Here is a 21,896-nt window from a genome sequence, read left to right on the forward strand (position 1 = left end):
ATGACGAGTCCCAACCATTACGATGTAACCCAGTGGCATACCGGCAATCCCTATAGCGATATTGGTGAGGTAATTAACAGCATCATCAGCGATATTAAACGTCGGCAAACGCAAAATGACAGTAACGGCGGCGGTAAGCCTGGCGCGGTGATCTCTATTCCGCCCGGCGACTACCACCTCACCACCCAGGTAGTGATTGATATCAGCTATCTGAAAATCATGGGCGCGGGGCATGGCTTCACCTCGTCCAGCATCCGCTTTAACGCGCCGGAAAATGAGTGGCCAAACTGGCATGAGATCTGGCCAGGCGGCAGCCGGATCCTGGTCGATATCGCCGCAGGCGTCGGCGAAGAGGAGCATGCTGGGGCAGCTTTCTACGTTGAACGCAGCGGTGAGCCACGCGTTAGCTCAGTGGAGTTTTCCGGCTTCTGCATTGATGGTCTGCACTTTGTCGATGACGGACTGGGGCATAACGATCCGGAAAATAGCTATGTGAACGGCAAAACGGGTATCTATATCGCCAGCGCCCAGGATTCGTTCCGTATCACCGGCATGGGCTTTGTTTACCTTGAGCACGGCATCACCATCTACAACGCTGACGCGCTCTCGGTGCACGATAATTTTATTGCTGAATGCGGTAACTGCGTAGAGCTACGCGGCGCGGGTCAGGCTTCCAAAATTACCGATAACCTGATGGGGGCTGGCTACAAAGGCTTCACCATCTCCGCCGAGAATTTTGGCGGACTGCTGATTGCTGCAAACAACATCTTTCCCCGCGGGAAAAGCAGCGTGCACTTTGCAGGGGTAGCGCGGTCAAGCGTCACCGGCAATCGCTTCCACTCCTTCTATCCAGGCATGATTATCCTGGAGGGTAGCTGTACGGAAAACCTGATTTCAGCCAACCATCTCTTGCGCGACCGGGAGCCATGGCCGCCTATGCAGGGCTATGATAATGGCCTCGATGACACCTTTGGTATTGTGCATATCAATGGCGATAACAACTCGGTGATCGGTAATCATATTTCAGCATCCCTGGAAACGCTGCACATCACACCGCCCGGCGCAACGCCGGTGATCGTTCATATCGTTACGGGCCGGGGGAATTACATTTCGGGTAATCACATCGTTGCAACCCGTGAACCCACTAATGTGCAGAGTACTGAGGCAGGATCGTGCTTTACCACGCAGGTGGGGGCGTTACTGGCAACGGAGCGGCGAGTGGCACATGAAATTACTGCCGTGCTGATTGCGCCTGCCGCGACGCATAATACTGTGCTTGATTCGGGCTGCGAGTCGCAGGTAAGCCTGGATAAAAGCCTCAATGCGTTCAGGGCTACGCCAGAACCAGTACACCCTCTTTAATAGCTGAAACGATAAAGCTAAACCTTCTTAACCCCGCATCTTTCACGCAACGATGCGGGTTTTTTGCATATTTTATGCGATCTCGTCCGCAGAGTTTCCCTTGAAAATGTGACCTTTCTCATCAGGTGAACCTCGTCACATTTCTTTAACCTGCAAATCAGTAGATTTTCCCGCGACACGTAATAATCGATTCAGCAAAAAGGAAAAACAATGAAAATCAAACTGGCGTTAACGGTGCTTGCTCTGCTGGTCTCTGGTCAAGCGGCGGCTAAAACCTGGGTGCTGACCAGCGCTGAACAGGGCATGGATAAAGGAAACTGGAAGATTTCAAGTAGTGAGCTGAACATTAAAGAGAAGCCGTTCAGCATTGAGCAGAAAGTGCTGCATGGCGGTAAGCAGGAGGGGAGTAAAATTCTCGTCATCACCAGTCAGAACGGGCTTACCATTACGCTGAGCCCGACGCGCGGTATGAACCTGCTGCGTATAGAAGGTTTTGGCGCAAAAATGGGCTGGGATTCACCGGTGAAAGAGGTGGTCAATCCGGCGTTTATCAATCTGGAGAGCCGCAACGGACTGGGCTGGCTGGAAGGTTTCAATGAAATGATGGTGCGCTGCGGCTATGAGTGGACAGGGCACCCGGTCACTGCGGATGGACAGATCTATACCCTGCACGGAAAAGCAGGCAATACCCCCGCCTCGCAGGTGGAGGTCGAGGTAGCTGATGCGGCACCGCATGAGATCCGTATTCGTGGCCTGGTTAAAGAGAGCACCTTCAAAAAGGCCGATTTGCAGACCATGACCGAGCTGCGCTATGTACCCGGCAGCAACAGCTTTAGCCTGCATGATGTGCTGACTAACCACGCTGACTATCCGCATGATTACCAGATTATCTACCACAGTAACTTTGGGATGCCGATCCTCGAAGAGGGGGCACGATTCCTTGCACCGATGTCCAGCATCAGTCCGTTTAACGACTATGCCAAAGCGGGCCTGAAGACATGGCAGACCTACGCCGGCCCAACCAAGGGCTTCGATGAGATGGTGTTTAACATCCAGCCGCTCTCCGGAGAGGATCATCAGACCGTGGCGGCAGTGGTGAATAAGGCGAGTGACAAGGGAGCCTCTATCCAGTTCGACACTCGCCAGCTGCCGGTGCTGACGCTATGGAAAAATACCGATACCGTTAAACAGGGCTACGTCACCGGGATTGAGCCGGGTACTAGCTATGCCTATCCGGTCACTATTGAACGCGAGCAGAAACGCGTCAAGCAACTGCAGCCGGGTGCCAGCACGCAATTTGATTTGACCTATACCTTGCTGCATAGCAGCGAGCAGGTGGCGGACGTCGAGAAGAAGATTGCCGCTATCCAGGGTGAGACAAAAATCGAAGAGAACGCTACGCCGATAGCGAAAGAGTAATCTGCCCGTCGCGCTCCCGGACGGTGCTTCCGGGAGCGTAGTGCTACAGCGATTCGCGCAGCAGCAGCGGGCTTTCGACGCGAATGGTATCGCTGTGCGTTTCCTGATTGATGATATGCAGCGCGCTCAGGCGGCCAATATCGTAGTGCGGTAGCTGTACCGTCGACAGCGACGGAAAAAACAGATCGCCAATGCCCACCATATTGTCGTAGCCCATTACCGCGACGTCCTGTGGGATACGTAGCCCCTGGCTAAGCAGCGTCTGGTAAACCATAAACGCAATGCGATCGTTACCGCAGATCACAGCGTCAAACAGCGGCTTGCCGTGACGAATATGCGCCAGCAGCTGGGCGGGCATATCGCGGTAGTGCTCATCGCCGAACTGCATATAGACATGGTCAAGCGTATCGGGATCGACGTTGGCTTCGCGGCAGGCGCGCTCCAGTCCCTGGCGGCGGCGAATGGTCGCCAGATGCCTCTCGGGTAGGTGCAGGCAGAGCGGGCGACGATAGCCTGCGGCCAGCAGCGCCTTTACCGCGGTGTATTGACCCTGTTCATCATCCGGAATATAGCTCGCCACCGGCTCGTGCAGGCTTTCACAGTTTGCCAACACACAGGGCAGGGTGAGCAGCTTGGCGGGCAGCGGTACCTGCCGTAGCCCCATGGTGGTAAAGATAATGCCGTCCGGACGGTGAGAGAGCAGCAGATCCACCATGGTCTCCGGGCTATCGTCGGAAAACATGTTGACCACAAAACTGTTCCAGCCGTGGGCGCGGGCGGTCTCTTCGATAGAGAGCGTGATCTCGACCGAAAACGGGGTCGTCACGGTATCCAGCGCCAGCACGCCAATGGTGCTCGGCGAAGCATGGGCGCCACGGATCTTTTTGGCTGACAAATCCGGCACGTAGTTGGTCTGCGCAATGGCCAGCTGCACCCGAGCCAGGGTTTCAGGTTTCAGCCGCTCCGGGCTGTTCAGCGCCCGGGAGACGGTCATCAGCGATACGTTTGCCAGTTTTGCCACATCTTTCAGGGACGCCATGTGTCTTACTCCATCATTGCCATGTTGCGTGAGGCAGTATAACTAAGTTGCTGATGTAAAAGGATCATACGCTATTGTTTCTCTTTGATGTTGCAGGTTGTACAACTGAAATGTTGATCGCGATCTCATCTTCATTATGTTAACGTTAACTTTTGTGATTAACATCATGAATCTTAGCAAAATGGCGTGAGGATATTCTTTTGTTAACGTTACCATCGAGGCATGACTCCAACATGAGATCGCCATGATGAAAACCCATCATTCTCACAGTTACCCGTTACTCAGTGCCTTGCTGTTCTTCTTTTTTGTTACCTGGTCCTCCTCAGGCTCGTTACTTTCTATTTGGCTGCATCAGGAAGTCGGGCTAAAAGCAGGGGATACGGGGATTATTTTTGCAGTGCTGTCGGTCTCGGCGCTGTTTGCCCAGATCTGTTACGGCTTTATTCAGGACAAACTCGGCCTGCGCAAGCATCTGCTGTGGTATCTCACCACGATGCTGATCCTCTCTGGCCCGGCCTATCTGCTGTTTGGGCATCTGCTGAAGATCAACATCCTGCTCGGCAGCGTGTTTGGCGGCATTTTTATTGGTCTGACCTTTAACGGCGGGATCGGCGTGCTGGAGTCCTATACCGAGCGCGTGGCGCGTCAGAGCCAGTTTGAATTCGGCAAAGCGCGAATGTGGGGCTCGCTGGGCTGGGCGGTGGCAACGTTTTTCGCCGGGCTGCTGTTTAACATTGATCCAAAGTTGAACTTTGCGGTGGCCAGCTGCTCCGGACTGGTGTTTCTGCTGCTGCTGGCCCGGCTGCGGGTCTCCTCTGCGCCCCATGCCATGCAGGAAGCGGTGGCGGGGGGCAAAGTCACGCTGCAGGATGCGCTGCGTCTGCTGACTCTGCCGCGCTTCTGGGCGCTGGTGTTCTTCGTCGTCGGCACCTGTGTTTACGGCGTGTACGATCAGCAATTTCCAGTCTATTTCTCGTCCCAGTTTGCCACGCCGCAGGAAGGCAATGCGATGTATGGCTATCTCAATTCGTTTCAGGTGTTTCTCGAGGCCGCCGGAATGTTTTGTGCTCCATGGCTGGTGAATCGCGTTGGCGCTAAAAATGGCCTGATATTCGCGGGCATGGTGATGGCAATGCGCATGATTGCCTCCGGGCTGGTAGAGGGGCCGCTGCTGATCTCCATTACTAAACTGCTGCACGCCGTCGAGCTGCCGGTGCTGCTGGTGGCGATCTTCAAATACAACAGCCTGAATTTCGATAAGCGCCTCTCATCAACGCTCTATCTGGTGGGCTTCGCCTGCACCAGCTCGGTGATCGCCTCGGTGCTGTCGCCGCTGGCAGGCTACAGCTACGAAAAATATGGCTTCGCCGAATCCTATCTCTTTATGGGACTGCTGGTGTTCGGCATCACTTTTATCTCCATGTTTTTACTGCGATCCAACAATGCTTCGGCGGATCCGCAGGTACCACAACTTTCCGCTATCTGACTGACAAGAGTGAAGACTATGACCTACTCAATTGCTGACGCTGAACAGGAACTCTTGGTAAAGCGCGATGCGCTTAACCTGCGCTGGTACCCACGCTACCATCTGGCCGCCAGGGCGGGGTGGATGAACGATCCCAACGGCCTGGTGTGGTTTGACGGCTGGTATCACGCTTTCTACCAGCATCATCCGTACTCCACCCAGTGGGGACCGATGCACTGGGGTCATGCGCGCAGTCAGGATCTGGTTCACTGGGAACATCTGCCGGTGGCGATCGCCCCGGAAGGGCCGGAGGACAAAGACGGCTGCTTTTCCGGCTCGGCGGTAGTGGACGGCGACACGCTGGCGCTGATCTACACCGGGCATAAATTCCACGGTGATGCCGATAACGAAGATAACCTTTACCAGGTGCAGTGCCTGGCAACCAGCCAGGACGGCATACACTTTACGCGACAGGGCATTGTGGTCGATACACCGCCGGGCGTACATCACTTCCGCGATCCGAAGGTTTGGCGCGAAGGAGAGAGCTGGTACATGATCGTCGGTGCCCGTGCGGGCGAGACCGGGCAGGTGCGGCTGTATCGTTCAGCGGATCTGCGCCAGTGGCAGGAAGAGGGAGTTCTTGATGAAGCCGAGGCCGGGATGGGCTTTATGTGGGAGTGCCCGGACTTCTTCACCCTCGGCGACAAGCGCGTGCTGATGTTCTCCCCGCAGGGGATAGCCGCCCACGGCTTCAAAAACCGCAATCTTTTTCAGAGCGGCTATCTGCTGGGTGACTGGCAGCCTGGGCAGCCGTTTGTCCGCGCCGGTGAGTTTGTCGAAATGGATCACGGCCACGACTTTTATGCCCCGCAGAGCTTCCTGACCCCGGACGGGCGACGCATTGTCATTGGCTGGCTGGATATGTGGGAGTCGCCGCTGCCGGAGCAGCAGGATGGCTGGGCCGGGATGCTGTCCCTGCCGCGCGAGCTGAACCTTAGCGCTGACAACCGGGTACAGATGCGTCCGGCAAAAGAGGTGAAAAGCCTGCGCCAGGGCTGGTATCCGTGGCCGGTCAGCACGCTTAACAATCAGCAAATTAGCGTGGCGGAGAACGCCGGGGCGATGGAAGTGGTGCTGAACTGGAAAGGCGCGGAGAGTGATGCCGAACAGTACGGCCTGAGCCTGGGAGACGGCCTGCGCATCTATGTCGATGCGCAGATGCAGCGCCTGGTGCTGGAGCGTCGCTATCCGCAGCACGGCCTATGCGGGACGCGCAGCGTGCCGTTAACCCTCGACCACGATCTCCACCTGCGCGTGTTTATAGACAGCTCGTCCGTTGAAGTCTTTGTCAATGATGGCGAGGCGTGTCTCAGCAGCCGTATATATCCGGATGCCAACCAACGGGATTTATGCCTATTCGCCTGGAGCGGTAGCGCGTCACTGTCCGATGGCGGAGCCTGGCAGCTTGAATAAATAAGATAAGCGTCTGGAATAACCCGTCTCTGGCGATGGACGGGTTAGGGTTGCCTTTGTCGCCAAACTGTACCTCTACGTAATGAATAACTGATTATCGCAATAATAAAAAAGGTTTCCCGATGAAAATAATCTGGGTCGGTTGTATGTTGACGTCTGTATTTAGCGGCGTGGTGTGTGCGCAGGATAGCCTTTCTCTGGAAGCACGGCTGGCGCAAATGGAAAATCGACTGAAAGCTACCGAGGCGCGCGCCGCCAGTGCAGAAGCCGAGATTCGTGCCTTAAAGCAGCAGGAAACTCGCCAAACGGTTGCCCGCACCGCACCGGCAAAACCCACGTTACAGGTAAATGATACCGATGATTTAAAATTCTATGGCGACGTTGAATTTAATATGGACGGAGCCAGCCGCACCGGTGGACTGACATCGCTCAGAACCAGCGCTAATAAAAGCTGGACGCCAGGGGAAAAAGAGCGCTGGGATATTAACGGGCGTATTCTTCTCGGTTTTGATGGTATGCGAAAAGGGGCTGACGGCAAATATGCTGGCTTTACCGTCCAACCGTTGGCGGACATGAACGGTAAAATGAATCTCGACGATGCGGCTTTTTTCTTCGGTCAGCAGGATGACTGGAAAATTAAAATTGGTCGCTTCGAAGCCTGGGATATGTTCCCCCTGAATCAGGATACCTTTATTCAATACTCCGGTAATACCGCTAACGATCTCTACAGTGACGGGTACGGCTATATCTATATGATGAAAGAGGGACGAGGACGCAGCAACAGCGGCGGCAATTTCCTGCTCAGCAAAAACCTGGATAACTGGTATTTCGAGGTCAATACGCTGGTCGAGGACGGCAGCTCCCTGTTTGTCGATCAGAACTACCATGGCAACGCGCTGGATAACCGTAAAAACGTCGTGTATGTGCGCCCGGTGGCGGCATGGCAGTCCGGCCCGTGGTCGGTGGCCGCCGCGCTGGAGAGCAATCTGGTCAATAACGCCTACGGCTATCAGCAGGAAAATGGCCGCTTCCGGGATCAGTCCAGCCGTACCGGTTACGGCATGACCATGAGCTGGAATACGCTGAAGACCGACCCTGAAAACGGCGCGGTGGTGAATCTGAGCACCGCCTACCTTGACGCGGCAGACGAGAAAGACTTTAGCGCCGGTATCAATGCGCTATGGCACCGCGTCGAGCTGGGCTACATCTATGCCCACAACAAAATTGACCAGTTCAATATGGCAGGCGTCAACGCGGACTGCGATAGCGACTGCGCGATCCTTGCTCCGGGTCGCTACGACATTCACACCATCCATACCTCATGGCAGCTGCCAGACATTATGGATATGCCAAATTTCAACATCTACCTCGGGGCTTACGCCTCCTGGCTGGACTCGGCGGCTGCGCCAACCGGTAACGATGATGAACGCTACGGCGCACGGGTTCGCTTTAAGTATCTGTTCTGATAATAATTTCGGTAAGGGGAGTTTATGAAAATCTGGGCATTAGGCGACGCGGTAGTGGATCTCCTGCCGCAGGGAGAGATGCAGTACACCGCCTGTGCAGGCGGCGCGCCGGTTAACGTTGTCGTCGGAGCCGCGCGTTTGGGTTGCGAGAGCGGCTTTATCGGCAGAGTGGGCGACGATCCGTTTGGTCATTTTCTACGTAACACGCTGACAGAGGAGGGCGTTGATACCCAGCCTATGCAGTTTGATACGCAGCACCGTACCAGCACGGTGCTGGTCTCGCTCGGGGATGAGGGCGATCGCAGCTTTACCTTTCTGGTCGATCCTTCTGCCGACCAGTTTTTGACCGCTGATACGCTTCCGGCGTTTGGAAACGATATTCTGCATTTTTGTTCCCTGGCGCTGGTGGCAACGCCATGTCGTGACACGCTGGTGCGGGCTATCAGCTACATCAAGCAGCGTGATGGCCTGTTGAGCTTTGATATTAATCTTCGGGCGCAGATGTGGCCCGATGCGCAGGAGATGTTGGATACCGTGCGTCATTTTGCCCAACAGGCCGATATTCTCAAGCTGTCGCAGGAGGAGCTGTACTGGTTGGCTGGCACCACGCAGCATGAAAAGGCGTTAGACATTCTACGAAGCTATCCGTCACGTCTGAAGGTGGTGACCTGCGGGTCTGACGGGGCGATGGTGTTATGGCAGGATCGGCGGGTTCAGGCCAGCGCGTTCCAGGTTAAAAGTCTGGACACCACCGGCGCGGGCGATGCGTTTATCGCGGGGCTGCTGGCGAGTGTGGCACAGGGCAATACGTTAGACGATCTGGCCCAGCTCAAACAGGCGATGACGCAGGCCAGCGCCTGTGGCGCGCTGGCAACCACGGCGAAAGGGGCGTTAGCCGCGCTGCCTGATGCCCAGGGTGTGGCGGCATTCAGGACATCAGCGCCTGAGCTCGTGTTTAATTCTGGGGAGATCGGTTAACCTGAAGCACCCTGGGTGAGCGGCGCTTATCCAGGGCTCTTTATCGAGGTGGTGAGCAGGCGCATACAGTATGAGTCGTTACTTGAAATATTTGTCCAGCGGATCGTGGTGTCTAAATTTCCTGAAGAAAAAGAGCCAGTAGACAAAACCAAGGGCCGCACCGAGTCCAGCAAAATATAAGAACAGAGTTTTACGAAAGCGAATAAGATCTGCAAATGAGTATTTATCTTTCCATATATCAATAATGCTTCCGTTTATCACCAGATCCAGGAACAGAGCAAGTGTGGGTAGCGCAAGAGCATAGGCCGCCATAAGATAGATAAGTGCCCAAATCCTGTGCCTGGTATCGATGTGCATGTTCCACCTCCATGCCTGAATGATAAATTCGCTGCCGGCCCTTGGGTTAACAGCGCTTCGCTGGTGACATGACTTGTTTCACATAATGTTCAATAACGATGTGGTTTTCACGGCCCACTTGCGAAATAAACGTTTGCAGACGCTCTGACGGAGAGTGAAGTGTATTCGCAATAAGGGTATCGAAGTCGTTCTGGGTGAAGCGATCGTTACCTTTCGCCGTCGACCGCTGAAGCAAGGTGTGGGCAATGACGTAGAGAACGGCTCGCCTGTAATTATCCGAAAGTAGGATGTCCAGATCGAGCTGGTCAATGTCAAACGTGAAGCTGAAGCTCACTACGCCTGAGTCAACAGGCAGCGAGTAGGTCAGCCTGTCGCCTAACCGATCGACATGAGGTTCATATCCGTCGCCCATAAGCCGTACTGGCTGCATAGCATTTTTCTCCTCAGGCAGAGTAGGAGTAACAAATAAGTTAAACTATCTCTTTCGTTGTAACTATTTTCGCAAATCCAGCCTCAAGTAGACCAAGCGTCACATCAAGAATGGTTTTAGCTTCAAGATTTGACTCCTGGAGTGCAAAACTGATTACCGCATCCTTTACCACCGTTATGTTTAAACCTAAATCTGCGCCAGCCCTGACGGTAGAATTCACACAAAAACCCGCTACGGCACCAATAACAACGCACTCGTCAATGTGGTTAGTTTTCAGGTGAGAAAAGAGCTCGGTTGAGCTGAAGGCTGAAGAGGTGTTTTTTATCATTACGGTTTCACCTTGCTCCGCCTCAAATTCTTCCATGACGTGAGCGAGCAGGGAATGTTGGTGTAGTGGCGAACCCTCTCCAGGCGTCTGATGACGAATATGAATAACAGGATCACCAGCGTCCCTGAATTTTTTTAATATGCTTTCCATATTATGCACGGCATTATCAGGATACATTCCAATGCCATTATTGATTCTGTCTACAATAAACTTTTGCATGTCGATGATAATCAGGGCCGCAGTCATCACTATTCCTTTTGATTTAGTCACGCGTCGAATAAAGATAAACCATCCTAGTCGATCGCCTTAAATCTGTCAGCCCCTAAGATTAATGGATAAGTGCTAACGCTCTGTCCAGCTCATCACGTTCATGACCACGCCTTGTTTTGGATAACCCCTACCAATTTCGGTTGGTTATTGAAAAAGTATCTAAAGGTACTATGCACCCTGTCGTCGTTTAAGGATGTCGAGAGTTTATAAAGGAATTGCTGATGAATACGCTTTTGCTGAGTTCTTTATGATCGCCTCGTCTATAAGCATTGTTAGCCCCCTTACAGGGGAGGATCGCTGTTTGTAAGACCCTAAAATGGACATTCGGTCGATCAATCTCAGAGGAAAGAAGATGAAGAAGTACCTATTTGCTTTACCTGCCGTACTGTATATGGCTTTGCCATGTTTAATCTCTCCTGCCTATGCCGCACCGGCGGTTCGCTCGGTTGATGTAAAATCCTTTGATGTCGCTGGCGTGAAGACCGGCATGAGCGTTGAAGAGGCGCGAGCTGCAATGCAGAAAAACTTTGGCGTATCCGCAGACGCAATAAGAACCTCTACGTTCCGGAAAGATCAGATAGCTTATCTGGTCACCGGGAATATAGAAGTTTCAAACCTTATCTATGAAAAGGATGGCACCCGCATGCAGGTGAGCTTTGAACCTCGTGTGCCATACGATAAGAATAATCCCATGGCCGTATCGTTAATCAACTACGAAATTCCATGGACCAAAGAGAATGAAACGGCCATGAAGGAAGCTGCGATCGCAAAATATGGACCGATTTCAACCGGCGGAATGGCCCCGGAGTGGTGTGACAAACCCCTGCCGACCTCAGGCATGGGATGCGAGCCAGACTCTGCCACACTCAAGGTGGGAAGCACACATTTAAGTCTGTTTGATCCCGCATGGAAAAATGCGGTGAGCAAGTTTATGGACCAAAAACGCGCCACAAAACCTCAATTTTAATCAGGTTAAAAAGCTATTAGCTTCTTATTATTAAGGTCAGTGGGAAGGTGAAGGCTGTATAAAAATTGCCCTTCTGAAATAAAATCCAATACTTCAGAAGGGTGACCAAAGGGTCATCGTTACAAAGAACATGCACAGCATAGAGCAAATCAAGCGAATAGATACTGTAATTACAAAAAAGAGAGAAACTGTATCTTTACTTCTGTCATAAAGCCTCGTTTTACGTCTTAAAGAAGGGTTTATAAATACAATTTATAGATACAGTTGAGAGAGGTGATGACAGGCGACATGCACATTATGAAGGGGAGTTGTGTCGTCCTTGACATTTTCTCCAGCCGGTAACGCCTGAGCGTAACCGTAAGGTTATCTTCATCGTTTTCCGGCCGGAGCCGGTCTACGTCTAAGTGTATCCGTTCTACTCGTCGTTCAGGCCGGTAAGGGTCTTAATATACGGCACGGACTCAACATCTTTCCCAGTAAGGTCAACATTCACCAGCCAATTTCTGGCTTCAAAGATAGCATAAATCCGCTCATCGCTTACGCTGGACTCAGCCATACGGGAGAGTTCCTTGATAAGCGATTTGACTTCAATATCCTGCTCTTTGAGGGCGAGAGAGAGTGCCGCTTCTCCGATTATGACGTAGCCTTTCTCGTCGTGTTGAATAGACAATAAAAATCCTCCACTTTTATTGATGATAACCTCATATTTAAGGCTAGCTTAAGTCTTGATAACTGCATTCAGATTTTTTGAAGATCTGTTTTAACTGCCCTGGTTTGACGCATTCTACACTGTAAGCGCAGCAACAATGACGGGTTCCAGTTTCTCCGGCGTGGTGAATGGCGCAAACCGCTTGAGTGGTTTGCCGTCGCGTCCGATGAGGAACTTAGTGAAGTTCCACTTGATTCGTCCACCCAATACACCGGGCAATTCCTCTTTTAAGTAACGAAACACCGGGTGCGTAGCGGCACCGTTGACCTCTACTTTCTCGAATATCGGGAAGCTCACACCGTAGTTGATGTGGCAGGTCTGGGTAATTTCATCGACGCCGCCGGGTTCCTGAGAACCAAACTGGTTGCAGGGAAAACCCAGCACCACCAGACCCTGGGCAGCATACTTTTTGTAGAGCGCTTCAAGGCCAGCATACTGCGGCGTGAAGCCACACTGGCTGGCGGTATTCACCACCAGCACCAGCTTGCCTGCGAAATCGGCCATCGATACAGGCTGGCCATGCAGGCTGGTGGCAGTAAGTTGATAAAAGGGAGCCATGTTGAGTTCCTCACAGCAGAATCAGGTAGTTTGACAGAAGCAGTCCAGTGGCTAATATCTCATTTGTGAGAATTATTTCTCTAATTAGAGATGCTAACATGGATAATCAAGATTACAGACAAAAATTAGCGGCACGCCTTGCTGCACTCCGCGTGCAGCACAACCGAACCCTGGAAGAGCTTTCATCTTTATCGGGTATTAGCCGAGCCACCTTATCACGGATTGAACGAGGTGAGGTCAGCCCTACGGCTGAAGTACTGAATCAACTCTGTATCGTATACCGAATGACGATGTCCCGGCTTCTGGCTGAGGTTGAACAAACTGCTGATAATCTTTTCAGGGTGGAGCAACAAACCCTGTGGCAGGATGAGCGCAATGGATTTGAACGGCGAATGCTGTTACCGCCTTCTAATCAGTTTAGATGTGAGCTTATTGAGGGAAAATTGCGTCCAGGTGCTTATATCGAATATCTAAACCCGCCGGTGCAGGGGCTTGAGCAATACCTATGGTTATGTGCAGGAGGTTTAACTATCAAGGTAGATACTGAAATATGGACGTTAAAAAAAGGCGACAGTTTGCGCTTTCATTTGGCAGGCATCTCATCATTCAGCGCTCATGAGAGCCTGGGTGCACATTATCTCTTAGTGGTATGTAAATCATGATCAACTATGAATTTCTGAGCGCTACCGAAGCACATCAAAAATTAACGGAATTAGGTGACGTACTGCAGGCGTGTGTAAAAGACGGTGCAAGCGTAGGTTTTACTCAGCCAGACGATCGTCTGGCTATCAATCGCTTTTGGGAAGATAAAGTCAACAGCCTTGCCAGCCAGGATTGTGAATTATTGACAGCCCGTGATAACAACAGCGTGGTCGGCACAGTGATAATCAACTATTGTGCCATGCCCAATGGCAGTCATCGTGCTGAAATTTCCAAATTACTTGTTCACCCACATGCGCGTCGTCAGGGTATTGCCAGACAATTAATGAATCAGGCAGAGCAAAGAGCGTGGGAAAAAGGACTCTCTCTACTCGTCCTGGATACACGTAGCGGTGATGTAGCCAGCAAATTATATCTTTCACTAGGCTGGCAGATAGCCGGGTCGATTCCCTGTTATGCAAGGTCTATTGAAAACACCCTGGATGCGACGACCTATATGTATAAAGTCAGCGTTACTATCAGCTAAATCCGCTGGCAGAAGCCTTTCATCTATACTGACTCTTACCGTGGTCATTTGCGTACAAGACCACACAACGTTTATCACCTTCCACCTTAATAATGCTTAAAGAGTTAAAAACCTTTACTTATCCCGGAGATAACTAATGAAAATAACCGATTTCGTCTACTCCGCCTTAATAGGTCTTGTCGCCAGCTGCCGTTCCATGACGCCGATGGCGGCCATCGCAGCAGCACGTATCACCGGCCGCGATACATCAGGCCGTCTTTTGCTATTGGACCGTCCGCTATTCAAATATGGCGCATTAGCGATGGGAGTAGGGGAACTCTTTGGCGACAAGATGAAGTCAGCACCAGACCGCACTGTGTTTTTGGGCTTGTCAGCTCGCGTGGCCAGTGCAGGGATTGCGGGGGCCGCGTTGGCACCCAGCGGAAAAGAAAAGGCCGGGGCAGCGATTGCTGTCTCTGCCGCTGTGCCACTTGCCTATGTAACGCTTGCGGCACGCAAAAAGGCCATAGCAGAGATTGGGCAGACCAGAAGTGGCCTAATTGAAGATACGCTCATCGTCGCTATGGGAGCCGCAGTGGTCTTCCTGGCAACGCGCCCAAATCGTCTTTAAACGCACTTAGTCTTCTGAGGGCGATCCCGACAATCATGAAGGCGTCAGGGAGTGCTTCAGGCACAGGGCTGCTGTTGCAGCCCTCACACGTTAGACGTCAATTAACGCTGATATCTCCAGGGCACCTATCTCAATAAAATCTGAATCAGCTGGATAAAGATATACCCTGTCACTAGCACTTGTATTACCCGGAACCCACGTCTGAGATAGCGCCATTCATGACGTTCTCTGGCATCAGCTTCTTCAATGGCGGGATCTAAACGTTTTTTTTTCTTTGTCCTGAATTCACTTATTACCCACAGGACGAGCAAAAAGATAATGATGACTTTCTGAAGTATGGGATTATCCACAAAGCGTGCCTCCGGTCTACTCGCTAATGAAGGCAGAATAGATAAAAAACTTTTAAATAACCACTACTAAATGTAGGGTTAAAGTCGATTTTCGTTCATGCTGGGCATTGAGGTGATTCTGTCCAATGCAGGTTGAACTGCTGATCACACAGTTGGCTATACGCATTATCTAAACGGCAGCTATGAGCGAAAAGGGTACTTCCGGTTTTCTGCCATGGCAGAGCAAGCGTGAAAGTGATGAATTGCGCTAGCTTGCAGTGCTATTTTGGCGAGATACGCGAAACGTCATCGCTACCGCCCCAAAAAGTAATAAACCACTTAAGCCAAAAGCACTTTGCCATCCCAGACTGTCGAATACCAGACCGCCTGTTGTTGAACCTAGCGCAATCGAAAGCTGGATGACAGCAACCATGAGGCCACCACCTGTCTCTGCATTTTCGGGCAGCGTCCGCGCTATCCATGTCCACCATCCCGTTGGCGCAGCCGTCGCGAGCATTCCCCACAGGCTTAGCAAAATATCGATCCGACCGAATTCAGGTGCAGTCGGGGTAGGGGATATTCAGCATTACATCAGGCAGGTTCAAGCCACCCGTGTATTGCAGGTGGCCTGATCATTATCTCTTATTCAGAGGCTATTTTAAGTTGGTCTTGAAAAACTGTTCAAATTTAGCGAACGGAATCTTACCAGCAACGTTGTCGTACAGGTCCACATGGTTTGCCCCCGGGATAATCACCAACTCTTTCTCTTTGCTGCCGATCGCTTTAAAGGCGTCTTCAGCAAAATAACGTGAATGGGCTTTTTCGCCGGTCACAATAAGCGTAGGGATAGTGACTTCATTTGCATAGCTCAGCAGCGGCATATTCATAAACGACAAGGGCATTGTCGCATTCCATGCGCCGGTTGAATTGACCGAACGCGCATGGAAACCACGTGGCATACGGTAATAATCAAAGAACTCTTTTAAAACCGGGTTCGGATTGGCAGGTAACGTTTCCGGTAGAATACGCTCGGAAGTGGTGGCTTTTCCCTTCTCATCCACATAAATATCATGCCCACCTGGTGCGAACGTGCCGTTTTCAGCATCCTTCCAGCGTTGCGCGTTCAGATACTGCAACACGGTACGACGATCGGCAGTAGTGTAGCGATCTTTGCCATCGCCTACGCCATGACCCATAGCCCGACTCATGTCATACATAACGCTGGTCGCCACCGCTTTAATGCGGGTATCCATTGCGGCATCGTTTAAAGCCATGCCGCCCCAGCCGCAGATACCGAGCACCCCGATACGGTTCCGATCAACCTCTTTTTGCAGTCCTAAGAAATCAACCGCCGCGCTGAAATCCTCGGTGTTGATATCCGGAGAAGCGACATTACGTGGGTAGCCGCCACTTTCACCCGTGTATGAAGGGTCGAACGCCAGGGTAATAAACCCTTTTTCAGCTAGCGTTTGCGAATAGAGGCCGCTGGATTGTTCTTTGACCGCACCGAAAGGGCCGCTTATGGCAATGGCCGCCAACTTGCGCTCGCCGCGATCCTTCGGAATGTAGAGATCCCCGACTAAGGTGATCCCGTAACGGTTCTTAAAGGTCACTTTTCGATGATCAACTTTCGTACTTTCAGCAAAAGTTTTATCCCATGTTTTGACCAGCGAAACGGGTGCGTTCGGATTGGTTGTATCAGCATAACTCATCGTTGTGACTCCACTTAATGATGCGCATAGCAGCATGACGGGTATCGCGGCTGTCAGTTTTTTGGTGAAAACAGGCATCAAAATCCTCCTGAAAACGTTATAGAGACAGGTTTCATGCGGACAACGCTGCTGTGCTTTATCGGTATGCGCACATTATAGTTAGCAGCAGGAGTGCTGATTAGAGGCTAAAAAATGCTAAGATTGATATCATATTGTTCTAAATAGCGATGCAGTCATTAGGCCGGGAAGATGGCAAAACGAGAAAACTATAACGATCTCTACCTTTTCATGCTGGTTGTGCGGGAGGGGAGTTTTACCGCCGCGGCGCAACGCCTCGGCCTTGCACAATCAGGAATCAGCCGTTCTGTACGCGAACTGGAAGAAAGACTGGGTGTTCAACTTCTGGTACGCACCACGCGCAGATTATCGCTCACTCATGCCGGCGAGCAGCTCTATGCGAGCGTTGAGTCAGGATTCGATGCTTTAGATATGGGACTCGCCACGCTGGCTCATTATCGCCAAACCCCATCCGGTACGGTACGCATTAATGCCAGTCAGCACGCTATTGATAAAGTTCTCATGCCGAAGCTTGCGGTGTTCAAGCAACACTACCCCGATATCAGACTGGAACTCATCAGCGAAAGCCGGTTTGTCGATATTATTGCCGAGAGATTCGATGCTGGTGTACGTCTGGGGCTGGAAGTTGGCAGTGGCATGATTGCTGTTCGCATTTCGCCCGACATGGAGATGGCCGTTGTCGGTACGCCAGAACACTTTCGTCGCTATGGCTTTCCGCAAGTCCCCGCCGATTTAGCGGTTCATCCCTGCATCGCTTATCAGTTTGGCGATGGCAGCCTCTACGCATGGGAACTCCATCAGGATGGTGAAAAAATAACCCATCGACCGCAGGGACAGTGGGTTTTTTCTGACAGCTATATGGAAGCCAAAGCCGCCAGTCTGGGTCTGGGGTTGGCTTATGTCCCGGAAGAGTTGGTTTCCGATGAGTTAGAACGAGGGAAGCTTATTAGGGTTCTGCAGCGTTACAGCCAGCGTCTGGAAGGTTCCTTTCTTTATTATCCGCATCGCAATGTGTCACCCGCTCTGCGGGCAGTTATTGATACATTGAGAATGTAAGAGTAAGGCTGATATTGACCACTTAAACATATATATCGCAGTTTTATTAACTTTCACGGTAACGTAGCGCGGCGATAACTTCAGCAAGCGCCGGCGCTAACTGACGCCGGCTGGCATAATAAAGATGATATCCCGGAAAACGCGGCCACCACTGTTCCAGTGCCGGGACTAGCTTTCCCGCAGTAATATACGGTTGCGCCAGCTCCAGCGGAATGTAAGCAAATCCCAGTCCGTCCAGCGCGGCATGTAACATAAGATAAGTATTATTAAAAACAGTTTGTCCTTGTACACGCACCGATAACATTTTCCCTTGATGTTCAAATTCCCAGGCGTAAAGTCCCCCGCGCGTCGGAAGCCGCAGGTTTATGCACTGATGCGTTGTCAAATCTGCAGGTGTTATGGGCTTGCTTTTTCCTTTCAAATATTCCGGTGAACACACCACAGCCATATGAAAGTCAGGGCTGATTCTCACGGCTATCATGTCTTTATCAACGATGCTACCAACCCGGACGCCGGCATCAAACTGCTGCGCCACGATATCGGTGAGCGCATAGTCAACGCTCAGCTCAATCTGTATGTCGGGATATTGTTTCAGTAAAGCCTGAAGCCGGGGCCAGAGTACGGATTCAATGGCGTGATCGTGGGCGGTAATGCGTACAGTGCCTGCTGGCTTCTCGCTCAGGGCTCGCAGAGAAGCCAGCTCGCTATCAAGTGTGTTCAGCATGGGCTGCAGAGTACTGTACAGGCGCATCCCGGCTTCTGTGAGCGCAACGCTGCGTGTTGTGCGTGTCAACAGCCTGACGCCCAACCGCGCTTCCAGCGCTGTAATAGCATGACTCAGCCCGGAACGTGACATAGCAAGCTGAGCCGCTGCCCGTGTAAAGTTTTTTTCTCGTGCCACGATCGTGAAAGCACGAAGGTCATTCAAATTTTCAGATGTCATTGTTGCATCCTGTGCACATACCCGTTCATATTTGCCTATCTTATCAACTAATCGTGCCCGGCTTACACTGATACTGTTCCGGTCGCCGAAATCGGCGCCTGGCGCACCCTGAACTGATAAGCGGAGCAGATATGAAGATACTTGCCATTATTGCTGTGTCCCTGACGCTATTAGTTTCAACTGCTTACTCTAAGGAGAACTCACCTATGATTACCGTTATGCAAAGTGGAACTACACCCTCGGCGAAGGGCCCGTCAGATTATTTTACTGGAACGGCCCGCATCGATTCGCCTTTCCAGGGCACAGAGCCTGCACGCGTAGGTGGCGCTACCGTGACGTTTGAACCCTCTGCCCGCACCGCCTGGCATACCCATCCGCTCGGGCAGACGTTGATCGTGACCGCCGGCTTGGGTCTGGTACAGGAATGGGAAGGCCCGGTGCGTGAAATTCGGCCTGGCGATGTAGTGTGCATACCTGCCGGTGTCAAGCACTGGCACGGTGCCGCACCTGAATCCGCCATGTCGCATATCGCTATTGCCGAGGCTCAGGACGGTAAGGTTGTTGACTGGATGGAGCAGGTAACCGACGAGCAGTATGCCTCGGCTAACAAGTCATGAGGATAGCGTCATGAAACGAGACATAAATAGCGCACTCTTACTGTGTGCGGCACTGGCTTCCCCCTTCAGCTCCGCCGGAGAAGCCCTGTCTCTCTCATCGAAAAGGAGTGAAACAATGCTCACAAAGCAGGAACATCCCCTTACCGCGCAGCAAAAATATATGGCCGTTATCGCGGCCTATGCTGCAACGGGCAATTTGCCCGGGCTGAACAGCGCCTTACAGCAGGGGCTGGATGCCGGCCTGACAGTGAGCGACTGCCGTGAAATTCTGGTTCAGCTTTATGCCTATGCCGGTTTTCCCCGCAGCCTGAACGCACTGGGTGAGCTGATGAAGATTATCGATGCGCGCAAAGCGCAGGGCATTCAGGATGCCCAGGGTCAGCTGCCTGGCCCACTGCCTAATCCTGATGAGATGCTGGCAGCCGGAACGCAGAATCAGACCGCGCTCGCTGGAAAGCCCGTAGAAGGTCCCCTGTTTAGGTTTGCGACGGCTGCTGATGAGTATCTGAAGACGCACCTGTTTGGCGATATTTTCAGCCGGGATAACCTTGACTGGAAAAGCCGCGAGCTGGCTACGGTAGGTGCACTGGCCGCTATGACTGGCGTAGAGCCGCAGCTGAAAGCGCATCTGAGCATGAGCATGAATGTGGGATTAACGCCGCTTCAGCTCGCTGAGCTCATACCTGTATTTGAGGAGAAAGGGGAGAACATTATCGCCAACCGGCTGCGGAGCGCACTTGATTCTGTCGGTGCCGAATAACAAGCTGGTTTGTTCCGGACTTTGTGCTGCGGATATAGGTCAGTTCTGCTGACCGTTCGGGCTCATTAGCTGAAATTTTGGCGACCTCAAATTTTGGCGACTTCAAATTTTGGCGACATAGTGGGGACATATATGGTTTGTCAAAAAAGCTGTATATGTCTCCATGTGTTTTTAAGCGCTATTTCATAACTCACTGATTATCATTGCTTAATAAATTTTACAGCAAGATAGCGATCCTGCTACTATACCCCCCTACAGTATAGGAGGGCGTATGCCACACTCACCCGAAGATAAAAAGCGCATCCTTACCCGTGTTCGCCGCATTCGTGGCCAGGTCGACGCCCTTGAGCGGGCGCTGGAGTCGGGCGAACCCTGCATCGCAATACTACAACAGATCGCCGCCGTGCGCGGGGCTGCTAACGGCTTGATGGGCGAGATGGTCGAAATTCACCTCAAAGATGAACTGGTCAGCGGCGAGACGACGCCTGACCAGCGCGCGGTAAGAATGGCAGAAGTCGGCCATCTTCTGCGCTCTTATCTAAAATAATTACTACTGTTCACATAAGGGAAGAGAGTCTATGAAATCACGTGCGGCTGTTGCCTTTGGGCCAGGTCAACCACTGAAAATTGTTGAAATCGACGTAGCACCACCGAAGAGAGGTGAGGTGCTGGTCAAGATCACCCACACCGGGGTCTGCCACACCGATGCGTTCACCCTCTCCGGGGACGATCCGGAAGGTGTCTTCCCGGCGGTGCTCGGCCATGAAGGCGGCGGCGTGGTGGTGGAAGTGGGCGAGGGCGTGACCAGCCTGCAGCCCGGCGACCACGTTATTCCTCTCTATACCGCCGAGTGCGGCGAGTGTAAGTTCTGTAAATCTGGCAAGACCAACCTCTGCCAGGCCGTACGTGCTACCCAGGGCAAAGGCCTGATGCCGGACGGCACCACCCGTTTCTCCTACAACGGTGAGCCGATCTATCACTACATGGGCACCAGCACCTTTAGCGAATACACCGTTTGCGCGGAGATCTCGCTGGCGAAGGTCAACCCACAGGCCCCGCTGGATAAAGTGTGTCTGCTGGGCTGCGGCGTCACCACCGGTATCGGCGCGGTGCACAACACGGCGAAGGTAAAAGAGGGCGATAACGTGGCGGTCTTCGGCCTCGGCGGCATCGGTCTGGCGGTGATCCAGGGTGCAGTGCAGGCGAAAGCGGGCCGCATCATTGCCGTCGATACCAACCCAGAGAAGTTCAAGCTGGCAGGCGAGATGGGCGCAACCGACTTTATCAACCCCAACGACTACGATAAGCCGGTTCAGGACGTGATCGTTGAGCTGACCGACGGCGGCGTGGAGTTCAGCTTCGAGTGTATCGGCAACGTTAACGTCATGCGTGCGGCGCTGGAGTGCTGCCACAAGGGCTGGGGCGAGAGCGTAATCATCGGCGTTGCTGGCGCAGGCCAGGAGATCCGTACCCGTCCGTTCCAGCTGGTTACCGGGCGCGTCTGGCGCGGCTCCGCCTTCGGCGGCGTGAAGGGCCGTACCCAGCTGCCGGGCATGGTTGAAGATGCGATGGTTGGCAAAATCGACCTCGACCCGTTCATTACCCACCGTCTGCCGCTGGATCAGATCAACGAAGCCTTTGACCTGATGCACGAAGGTAAATCTATCCGTACCGTTATCCATTTCGGCGATAACTGATCCCACTGCCAGCGGTTTAGCCGCTGGCAGCTTCTTTAATGTGCGAATCTGTGACCGAGTTGGCGCTTTTAGACATAAGATAAATCT

At 52.4% G+C, this 21,896-nt stretch carries 24 protein-coding genes and 1 pseudogene; 15 read left to right on the plus strand and 10 right to left on the minus strand.

What is annotated here, in order from left to right:
• The gene (locus WFN61_RS13915; RefSeq protein ID WP_337038802.1) at positions 1-1,362 is read left to right on the plus strand and encodes a NosD domain-containing protein; all 1,362 of its coding nucleotides are present in this window, start codon (positions 1-3) and stop codon (positions 1,360-1,362) included.
• 210 nt (positions 1,363-1,572) lie between these two features.
• Positions 1,573-2,781 (plus strand): aldose 1-epimerase family protein, encoded by a 1,209-nt coding sequence (locus WFN61_RS13920; RefSeq protein WP_337038803.1) that lies wholly within the window; start codon positions 1,573-1,575, stop codon positions 2,779-2,781.
• Between the two features lie 43 nt (positions 2,782-2,824).
• On the opposite strand, the gene WFN61_RS13925 is transcribed toward WFN61_RS13920, so the two are convergent.
• Positions 2,825-3,820, minus strand: coding sequence for a LacI family DNA-binding transcriptional regulator (locus tag WFN61_RS13925; protein WP_337038804.1), 996 nt, complete (start codon positions 3,818-3,820; stop codon positions 2,825-2,827).
• 244 nt (positions 3,821-4,064) lie between these two features.
• Between WFN61_RS13925 and WFN61_RS13930 the strand changes: the two genes are divergently transcribed.
• From WFN61_RS13930 to WFN61_RS13945, 4 genes are all read left to right on the plus strand, one after another.
• Positions 4,065-5,306: an MFS transporter gene (locus WFN61_RS13930; RefSeq protein WP_144815437.1), complete on the plus strand. Its 1,242-nt coding sequence runs from the start codon at positions 4,065-4,067 to the stop codon at positions 5,304-5,306.
• Positions 5,307-5,324: 18 nt separating this feature from the next.
• Positions 5,325-6,758, plus strand: coding sequence for a glycoside hydrolase family 32 protein (locus WFN61_RS13935; protein WP_337038805.1), 1,434 nt, complete (start codon positions 5,325-5,327; stop codon positions 6,756-6,758).
• Positions 6,759-6,880: 122 nt separating this feature from the next.
• Entirely contained in the window at positions 6,881-8,224 is a 1,344-nt protein-coding gene (locus tag WFN61_RS13940) for a carbohydrate porin (protein ID WP_144815443.1), read from the plus strand.
• A 24-nt stretch (positions 8,225-8,248) separates the two neighbouring features.
• Positions 8,249-9,202 (plus strand): aminoimidazole riboside kinase, encoded by a 954-nt coding sequence (locus WFN61_RS13945; protein WP_257757656.1) that lies wholly within the window; start codon positions 8,249-8,251, stop codon positions 9,200-9,202.
• 78 nt (positions 9,203-9,280) lie between these two features.
• Here the strand turns inward: WFN61_RS13945 and WFN61_RS13950 are convergent, their stop codons facing one another.
• Genes WFN61_RS13950 through WFN61_RS13960 form a run of 3 tightly spaced genes read right to left on the minus strand, consistent with a single transcriptional unit; the run spans position 9,281 to position 10,563 of the window.
• A complete protein-coding gene (locus WFN61_RS13950) occupies positions 9,281-9,559 on the minus strand; it encodes a hypothetical protein (protein ID WP_238084804.1) in 279 nt (92 codons plus the stop codon).
• Positions 9,560-9,605: 46 nt separating this feature from the next.
• Positions 9,606-9,989: a hypothetical protein gene (locus WFN61_RS13955; protein ID WP_144815456.1), complete on the minus strand. Its 384-nt coding sequence runs from the start codon at positions 9,987-9,989 to the stop codon at positions 9,606-9,608.
• Positions 9,990-10,029: 40 nt separating this feature from the next.
• Complete coding sequence (locus WFN61_RS13960; RefSeq protein ID WP_337038806.1) at positions 10,030-10,563, minus strand: isochorismatase family protein; 534 nt, start codon at positions 10,561-10,563, stop codon at positions 10,030-10,032.
• A gap of 376 nt (positions 10,564-10,939) precedes the next feature.
• Here WFN61_RS13960 and WFN61_RS13965 point away from each other — a divergent pair, with 376 nt between their 5' ends.
• Positions 10,940-11,554 carry a hypothetical protein gene (locus WFN61_RS13965; protein WP_257757652.1) on the plus strand — a complete coding sequence of 205 codons (615 nt, stop codon included), beginning with the start codon at positions 10,940-10,942 and terminating at the stop codon, positions 11,552-11,554.
• Between the two features lie 415 nt (positions 11,555-11,969).
• Here WFN61_RS13965 and WFN61_RS13970 read toward each other — a convergent pair whose 3' ends face one another.
• Positions 11,970-12,224, minus strand: a complete 255-nt coding sequence (locus WFN61_RS13970) for a hypothetical protein (protein ID WP_144815465.1) — start codon at positions 12,222-12,224, stop codon at positions 11,970-11,972.
• Between the two features lie 114 nt (positions 12,225-12,338).
• Positions 12,339-12,821: a glutathione peroxidase gene (locus tag WFN61_RS13975; RefSeq protein WP_144815467.1), complete on the minus strand. Its 483-nt coding sequence runs from the start codon at positions 12,819-12,821 to the stop codon at positions 12,339-12,341.
• Between the two features lie 98 nt (positions 12,822-12,919).
• On the opposite strand from WFN61_RS13975, the gene WFN61_RS13980 reads away from it, so the two are divergent.
• From WFN61_RS13980 to WFN61_RS13990, 3 genes are all read left to right on the plus strand, one after another.
• Complete coding sequence (locus WFN61_RS13980; RefSeq protein ID WP_144815470.1) at positions 12,920-13,483, plus strand: helix-turn-helix domain-containing protein; 564 nt, start codon at positions 12,920-12,922, stop codon at positions 13,481-13,483.
• Positions 13,480-14,007 (plus strand): GNAT family N-acetyltransferase, encoded by a 528-nt coding sequence (locus WFN61_RS13985; RefSeq protein WP_337038807.1) that lies wholly within the window; start codon positions 13,480-13,482, stop codon positions 14,005-14,007. Before WFN61_RS13980 ends, WFN61_RS13985 begins: the two co-directional genes overlap by 4 nt.
• A gap of 136 nt (positions 14,008-14,143) precedes the next feature.
• On the plus strand, positions 14,144-14,617 hold the full coding sequence (locus WFN61_RS13990; RefSeq protein WP_144815475.1) for a hypothetical protein: 474 nt from the start codon (positions 14,144-14,146) through the stop codon (positions 14,615-14,617).
• A gap of 125 nt (positions 14,618-14,742) precedes the next feature.
• On the opposite strand, the gene WFN61_RS13995 is transcribed toward WFN61_RS13990, so the two are convergent.
• The 3 genes and pseudogenes from WFN61_RS13995 to WFN61_RS14005 form a co-directional block, all read right to left on the minus strand.
• Positions 14,743-14,967, minus strand: coding sequence for a hypothetical protein (locus WFN61_RS13995; RefSeq protein ID WP_144815477.1), 225 nt, complete (start codon positions 14,965-14,967; stop codon positions 14,743-14,745).
• Positions 14,968-15,214: 247 nt separating this feature from the next.
• Positions 15,215-15,496: pseudogene (locus tag WFN61_RS14000) on the minus strand (MFS transporter); the annotation flags it as partial.
• 103 nt (positions 15,497-15,599) lie between these two features.
• Entirely contained in the window at positions 15,600-16,736 is a 1,137-nt protein-coding gene (locus WFN61_RS14005; protein ID WP_337038808.1) for an alpha/beta hydrolase, read from the minus strand.
• Positions 16,737-16,907: 171 nt separating this feature from the next.
• Between WFN61_RS14005 and WFN61_RS14010 the strand changes: the two genes are divergently transcribed.
• Entirely contained in the window at positions 16,908-17,792 is an 885-nt protein-coding gene (locus WFN61_RS14010) for a LysR family transcriptional regulator (protein WP_144815487.1), read from the plus strand.
• A gap of 46 nt (positions 17,793-17,838) precedes the next feature.
• On the opposite strand, the gene WFN61_RS14015 is transcribed toward WFN61_RS14010, so the two are convergent.
• The gene (locus WFN61_RS14015) at positions 17,839-18,735 is read right to left on the minus strand and encodes a LysR family transcriptional regulator (RefSeq protein ID WP_337038809.1); all 897 of its coding nucleotides are present in this window, start codon (positions 18,733-18,735) and stop codon (positions 17,839-17,841) included.
• Positions 18,736-18,866: 131 nt separating this feature from the next.
• Between WFN61_RS14015 and WFN61_RS14020 the strand changes: the two genes are divergently transcribed.
• The 4 genes from WFN61_RS14020 to WFN61_RS14035 all read left to right on the plus strand — a co-directional run bounded on the left by WFN61_RS14020 (position 18,867) and on the right by WFN61_RS14035 (position 21,809).
• Entirely contained in the window at positions 18,867-19,352 is a 486-nt protein-coding gene (locus tag WFN61_RS14020) for a (R)-mandelonitrile lyase (RefSeq protein WP_337038810.1), read from the plus strand.
• Between the two features lie 10 nt (positions 19,353-19,362).
• Positions 19,363-20,112 (plus strand): carboxymuconolactone decarboxylase family protein, encoded by a 750-nt coding sequence (locus WFN61_RS14025; protein WP_436880897.1) that lies wholly within the window; start codon positions 19,363-19,365, stop codon positions 20,110-20,112.
• A 271-nt stretch (positions 20,113-20,383) separates the two neighbouring features.
• Complete coding sequence (locus tag WFN61_RS14030) at positions 20,384-20,659, plus strand: metal/formaldehyde-sensitive transcriptional repressor (protein ID WP_072015216.1); 276 nt, start codon at positions 20,384-20,386, stop codon at positions 20,657-20,659.
• Positions 20,660-20,690: 31 nt separating this feature from the next.
• Complete coding sequence (locus WFN61_RS14035; protein ID WP_144815499.1) at positions 20,691-21,809, plus strand: S-(hydroxymethyl)glutathione dehydrogenase/class III alcohol dehydrogenase; 1,119 nt, start codon at positions 20,691-20,693, stop codon at positions 21,807-21,809.
• Positions 21,810-21,896 lie beyond the last annotated feature (87 nt).

Source organism: Pseudescherichia sp. AS216, assembly GCF_037152055.1.
Lineage (GTDB): Bacteria > Pseudomonadota > Gammaproteobacteria > Enterobacterales > Enterobacteriaceae > Pseudescherichia.

Bases quoted from the DNA above. Each gene is read 5' to 3' on its own strand.
- WFN61_RS13945 (WP_257757656.1), top strand. From the start codon at position 8,249: ATGAAAATCTGGGCATTAGGCGACGCGGTAGTGGATCTCCTGCCGCAG.
- WFN61_RS14035 (WP_144815499.1), top strand. From the start codon at position 20,691: ATGAAATCACGTGCGGCTGTTGCCTTTGGGCCAGGTCAACCACTGAAA.
- WFN61_RS13980 (WP_144815470.1), top strand. From the start codon at position 12,920: ATGGATAATCAAGATTACAGACAAAAATTAGCGGCACGCCTTGCTGCA.
- WFN61_RS13925 (WP_337038804.1), bottom strand. From the start codon at position 3,820: ATGGCGTCCCTGAAAGATGTGGCAAAACTGGCAAACGTATCGCTGATG.
- WFN61_RS14015 (WP_337038809.1), bottom strand. From the start codon at position 18,735: ATGACATCTGAAAATTTGAATGACCTTCGTGCTTTCACGATCGTGGCA.
- WFN61_RS13990 (WP_144815475.1), top strand. From the start codon at position 14,144: ATGAAAATAACCGATTTCGTCTACTCCGCCTTAATAGGTCTTGTCGCC.
- WFN61_RS13975 (WP_144815467.1), bottom strand. From the start codon at position 12,821: ATGGCTCCCTTTTATCAACTTACTGCCACCAGCCTGCATGGCCAGCCT.
- WFN61_RS13955 (WP_144815456.1), bottom strand. From the start codon at position 9,989: ATGCAGCCAGTACGGCTTATGGGCGACGGATATGAACCTCATGTCGAT.
- WFN61_RS14010 (WP_144815487.1), top strand. From the start codon at position 16,908: ATGGCAAAACGAGAAAACTATAACGATCTCTACCTTTTCATGCTGGTT.
- WFN61_RS13920 (WP_337038803.1), top strand. From the start codon at position 1,573: ATGAAAATCAAACTGGCGTTAACGGTGCTTGCTCTGCTGGTCTCTGGT.
- WFN61_RS13940 (WP_144815443.1), top strand. From the start codon at position 6,881: ATGAAAATAATCTGGGTCGGTTGTATGTTGACGTCTGTATTTAGCGGC.
- WFN61_RS13935 (WP_337038805.1), top strand. From the start codon at position 5,325: ATGACCTACTCAATTGCTGACGCTGAACAGGAACTCTTGGTAAAGCGC.
- WFN61_RS14030 (WP_072015216.1), top strand. From the start codon at position 20,384: ATGCCACACTCACCCGAAGATAAAAAGCGCATCCTTACCCGTGTTCGC.
- WFN61_RS13965 (WP_257757652.1), top strand. From the start codon at position 10,940: ATGAAGAAGTACCTATTTGCTTTACCTGCCGTACTGTATATGGCTTTG.
- WFN61_RS13930 (WP_144815437.1), top strand. From the start codon at position 4,065: ATGATGAAAACCCATCATTCTCACAGTTACCCGTTACTCAGTGCCTTG.
- WFN61_RS13950 (WP_238084804.1), bottom strand. From the start codon at position 9,559: ATGCACATCGATACCAGGCACAGGATTTGGGCACTTATCTATCTTATG.
- WFN61_RS13985 (WP_337038807.1), top strand. From the start codon at position 13,480: ATGATCAACTATGAATTTCTGAGCGCTACCGAAGCACATCAAAAATTA.
- WFN61_RS14025 (WP_436880897.1), top strand. From the start codon at position 19,363: ATGAAACGAGACATAAATAGCGCACTCTTACTGTGTGCGGCACTGGCT.
- WFN61_RS13915 (WP_337038802.1), top strand. From the start codon at position 1: ATGACGAGTCCCAACCATTACGATGTAACCCAGTGGCATACCGGCAAT.
- WFN61_RS13960 (WP_337038806.1), bottom strand. From the start codon at position 10,563: ATGACTGCGGCCCTGATTATCATCGACATGCAAAAGTTTATTGTAGAC.
- WFN61_RS14005 (WP_337038808.1), bottom strand. From the start codon at position 16,736: ATGCCTGTTTTCACCAAAAAACTGACAGCCGCGATACCCGTCATGCTG.
- WFN61_RS14020 (WP_337038810.1), top strand. From the start codon at position 18,867: ATGAAGATACTTGCCATTATTGCTGTGTCCCTGACGCTATTAGTTTCA.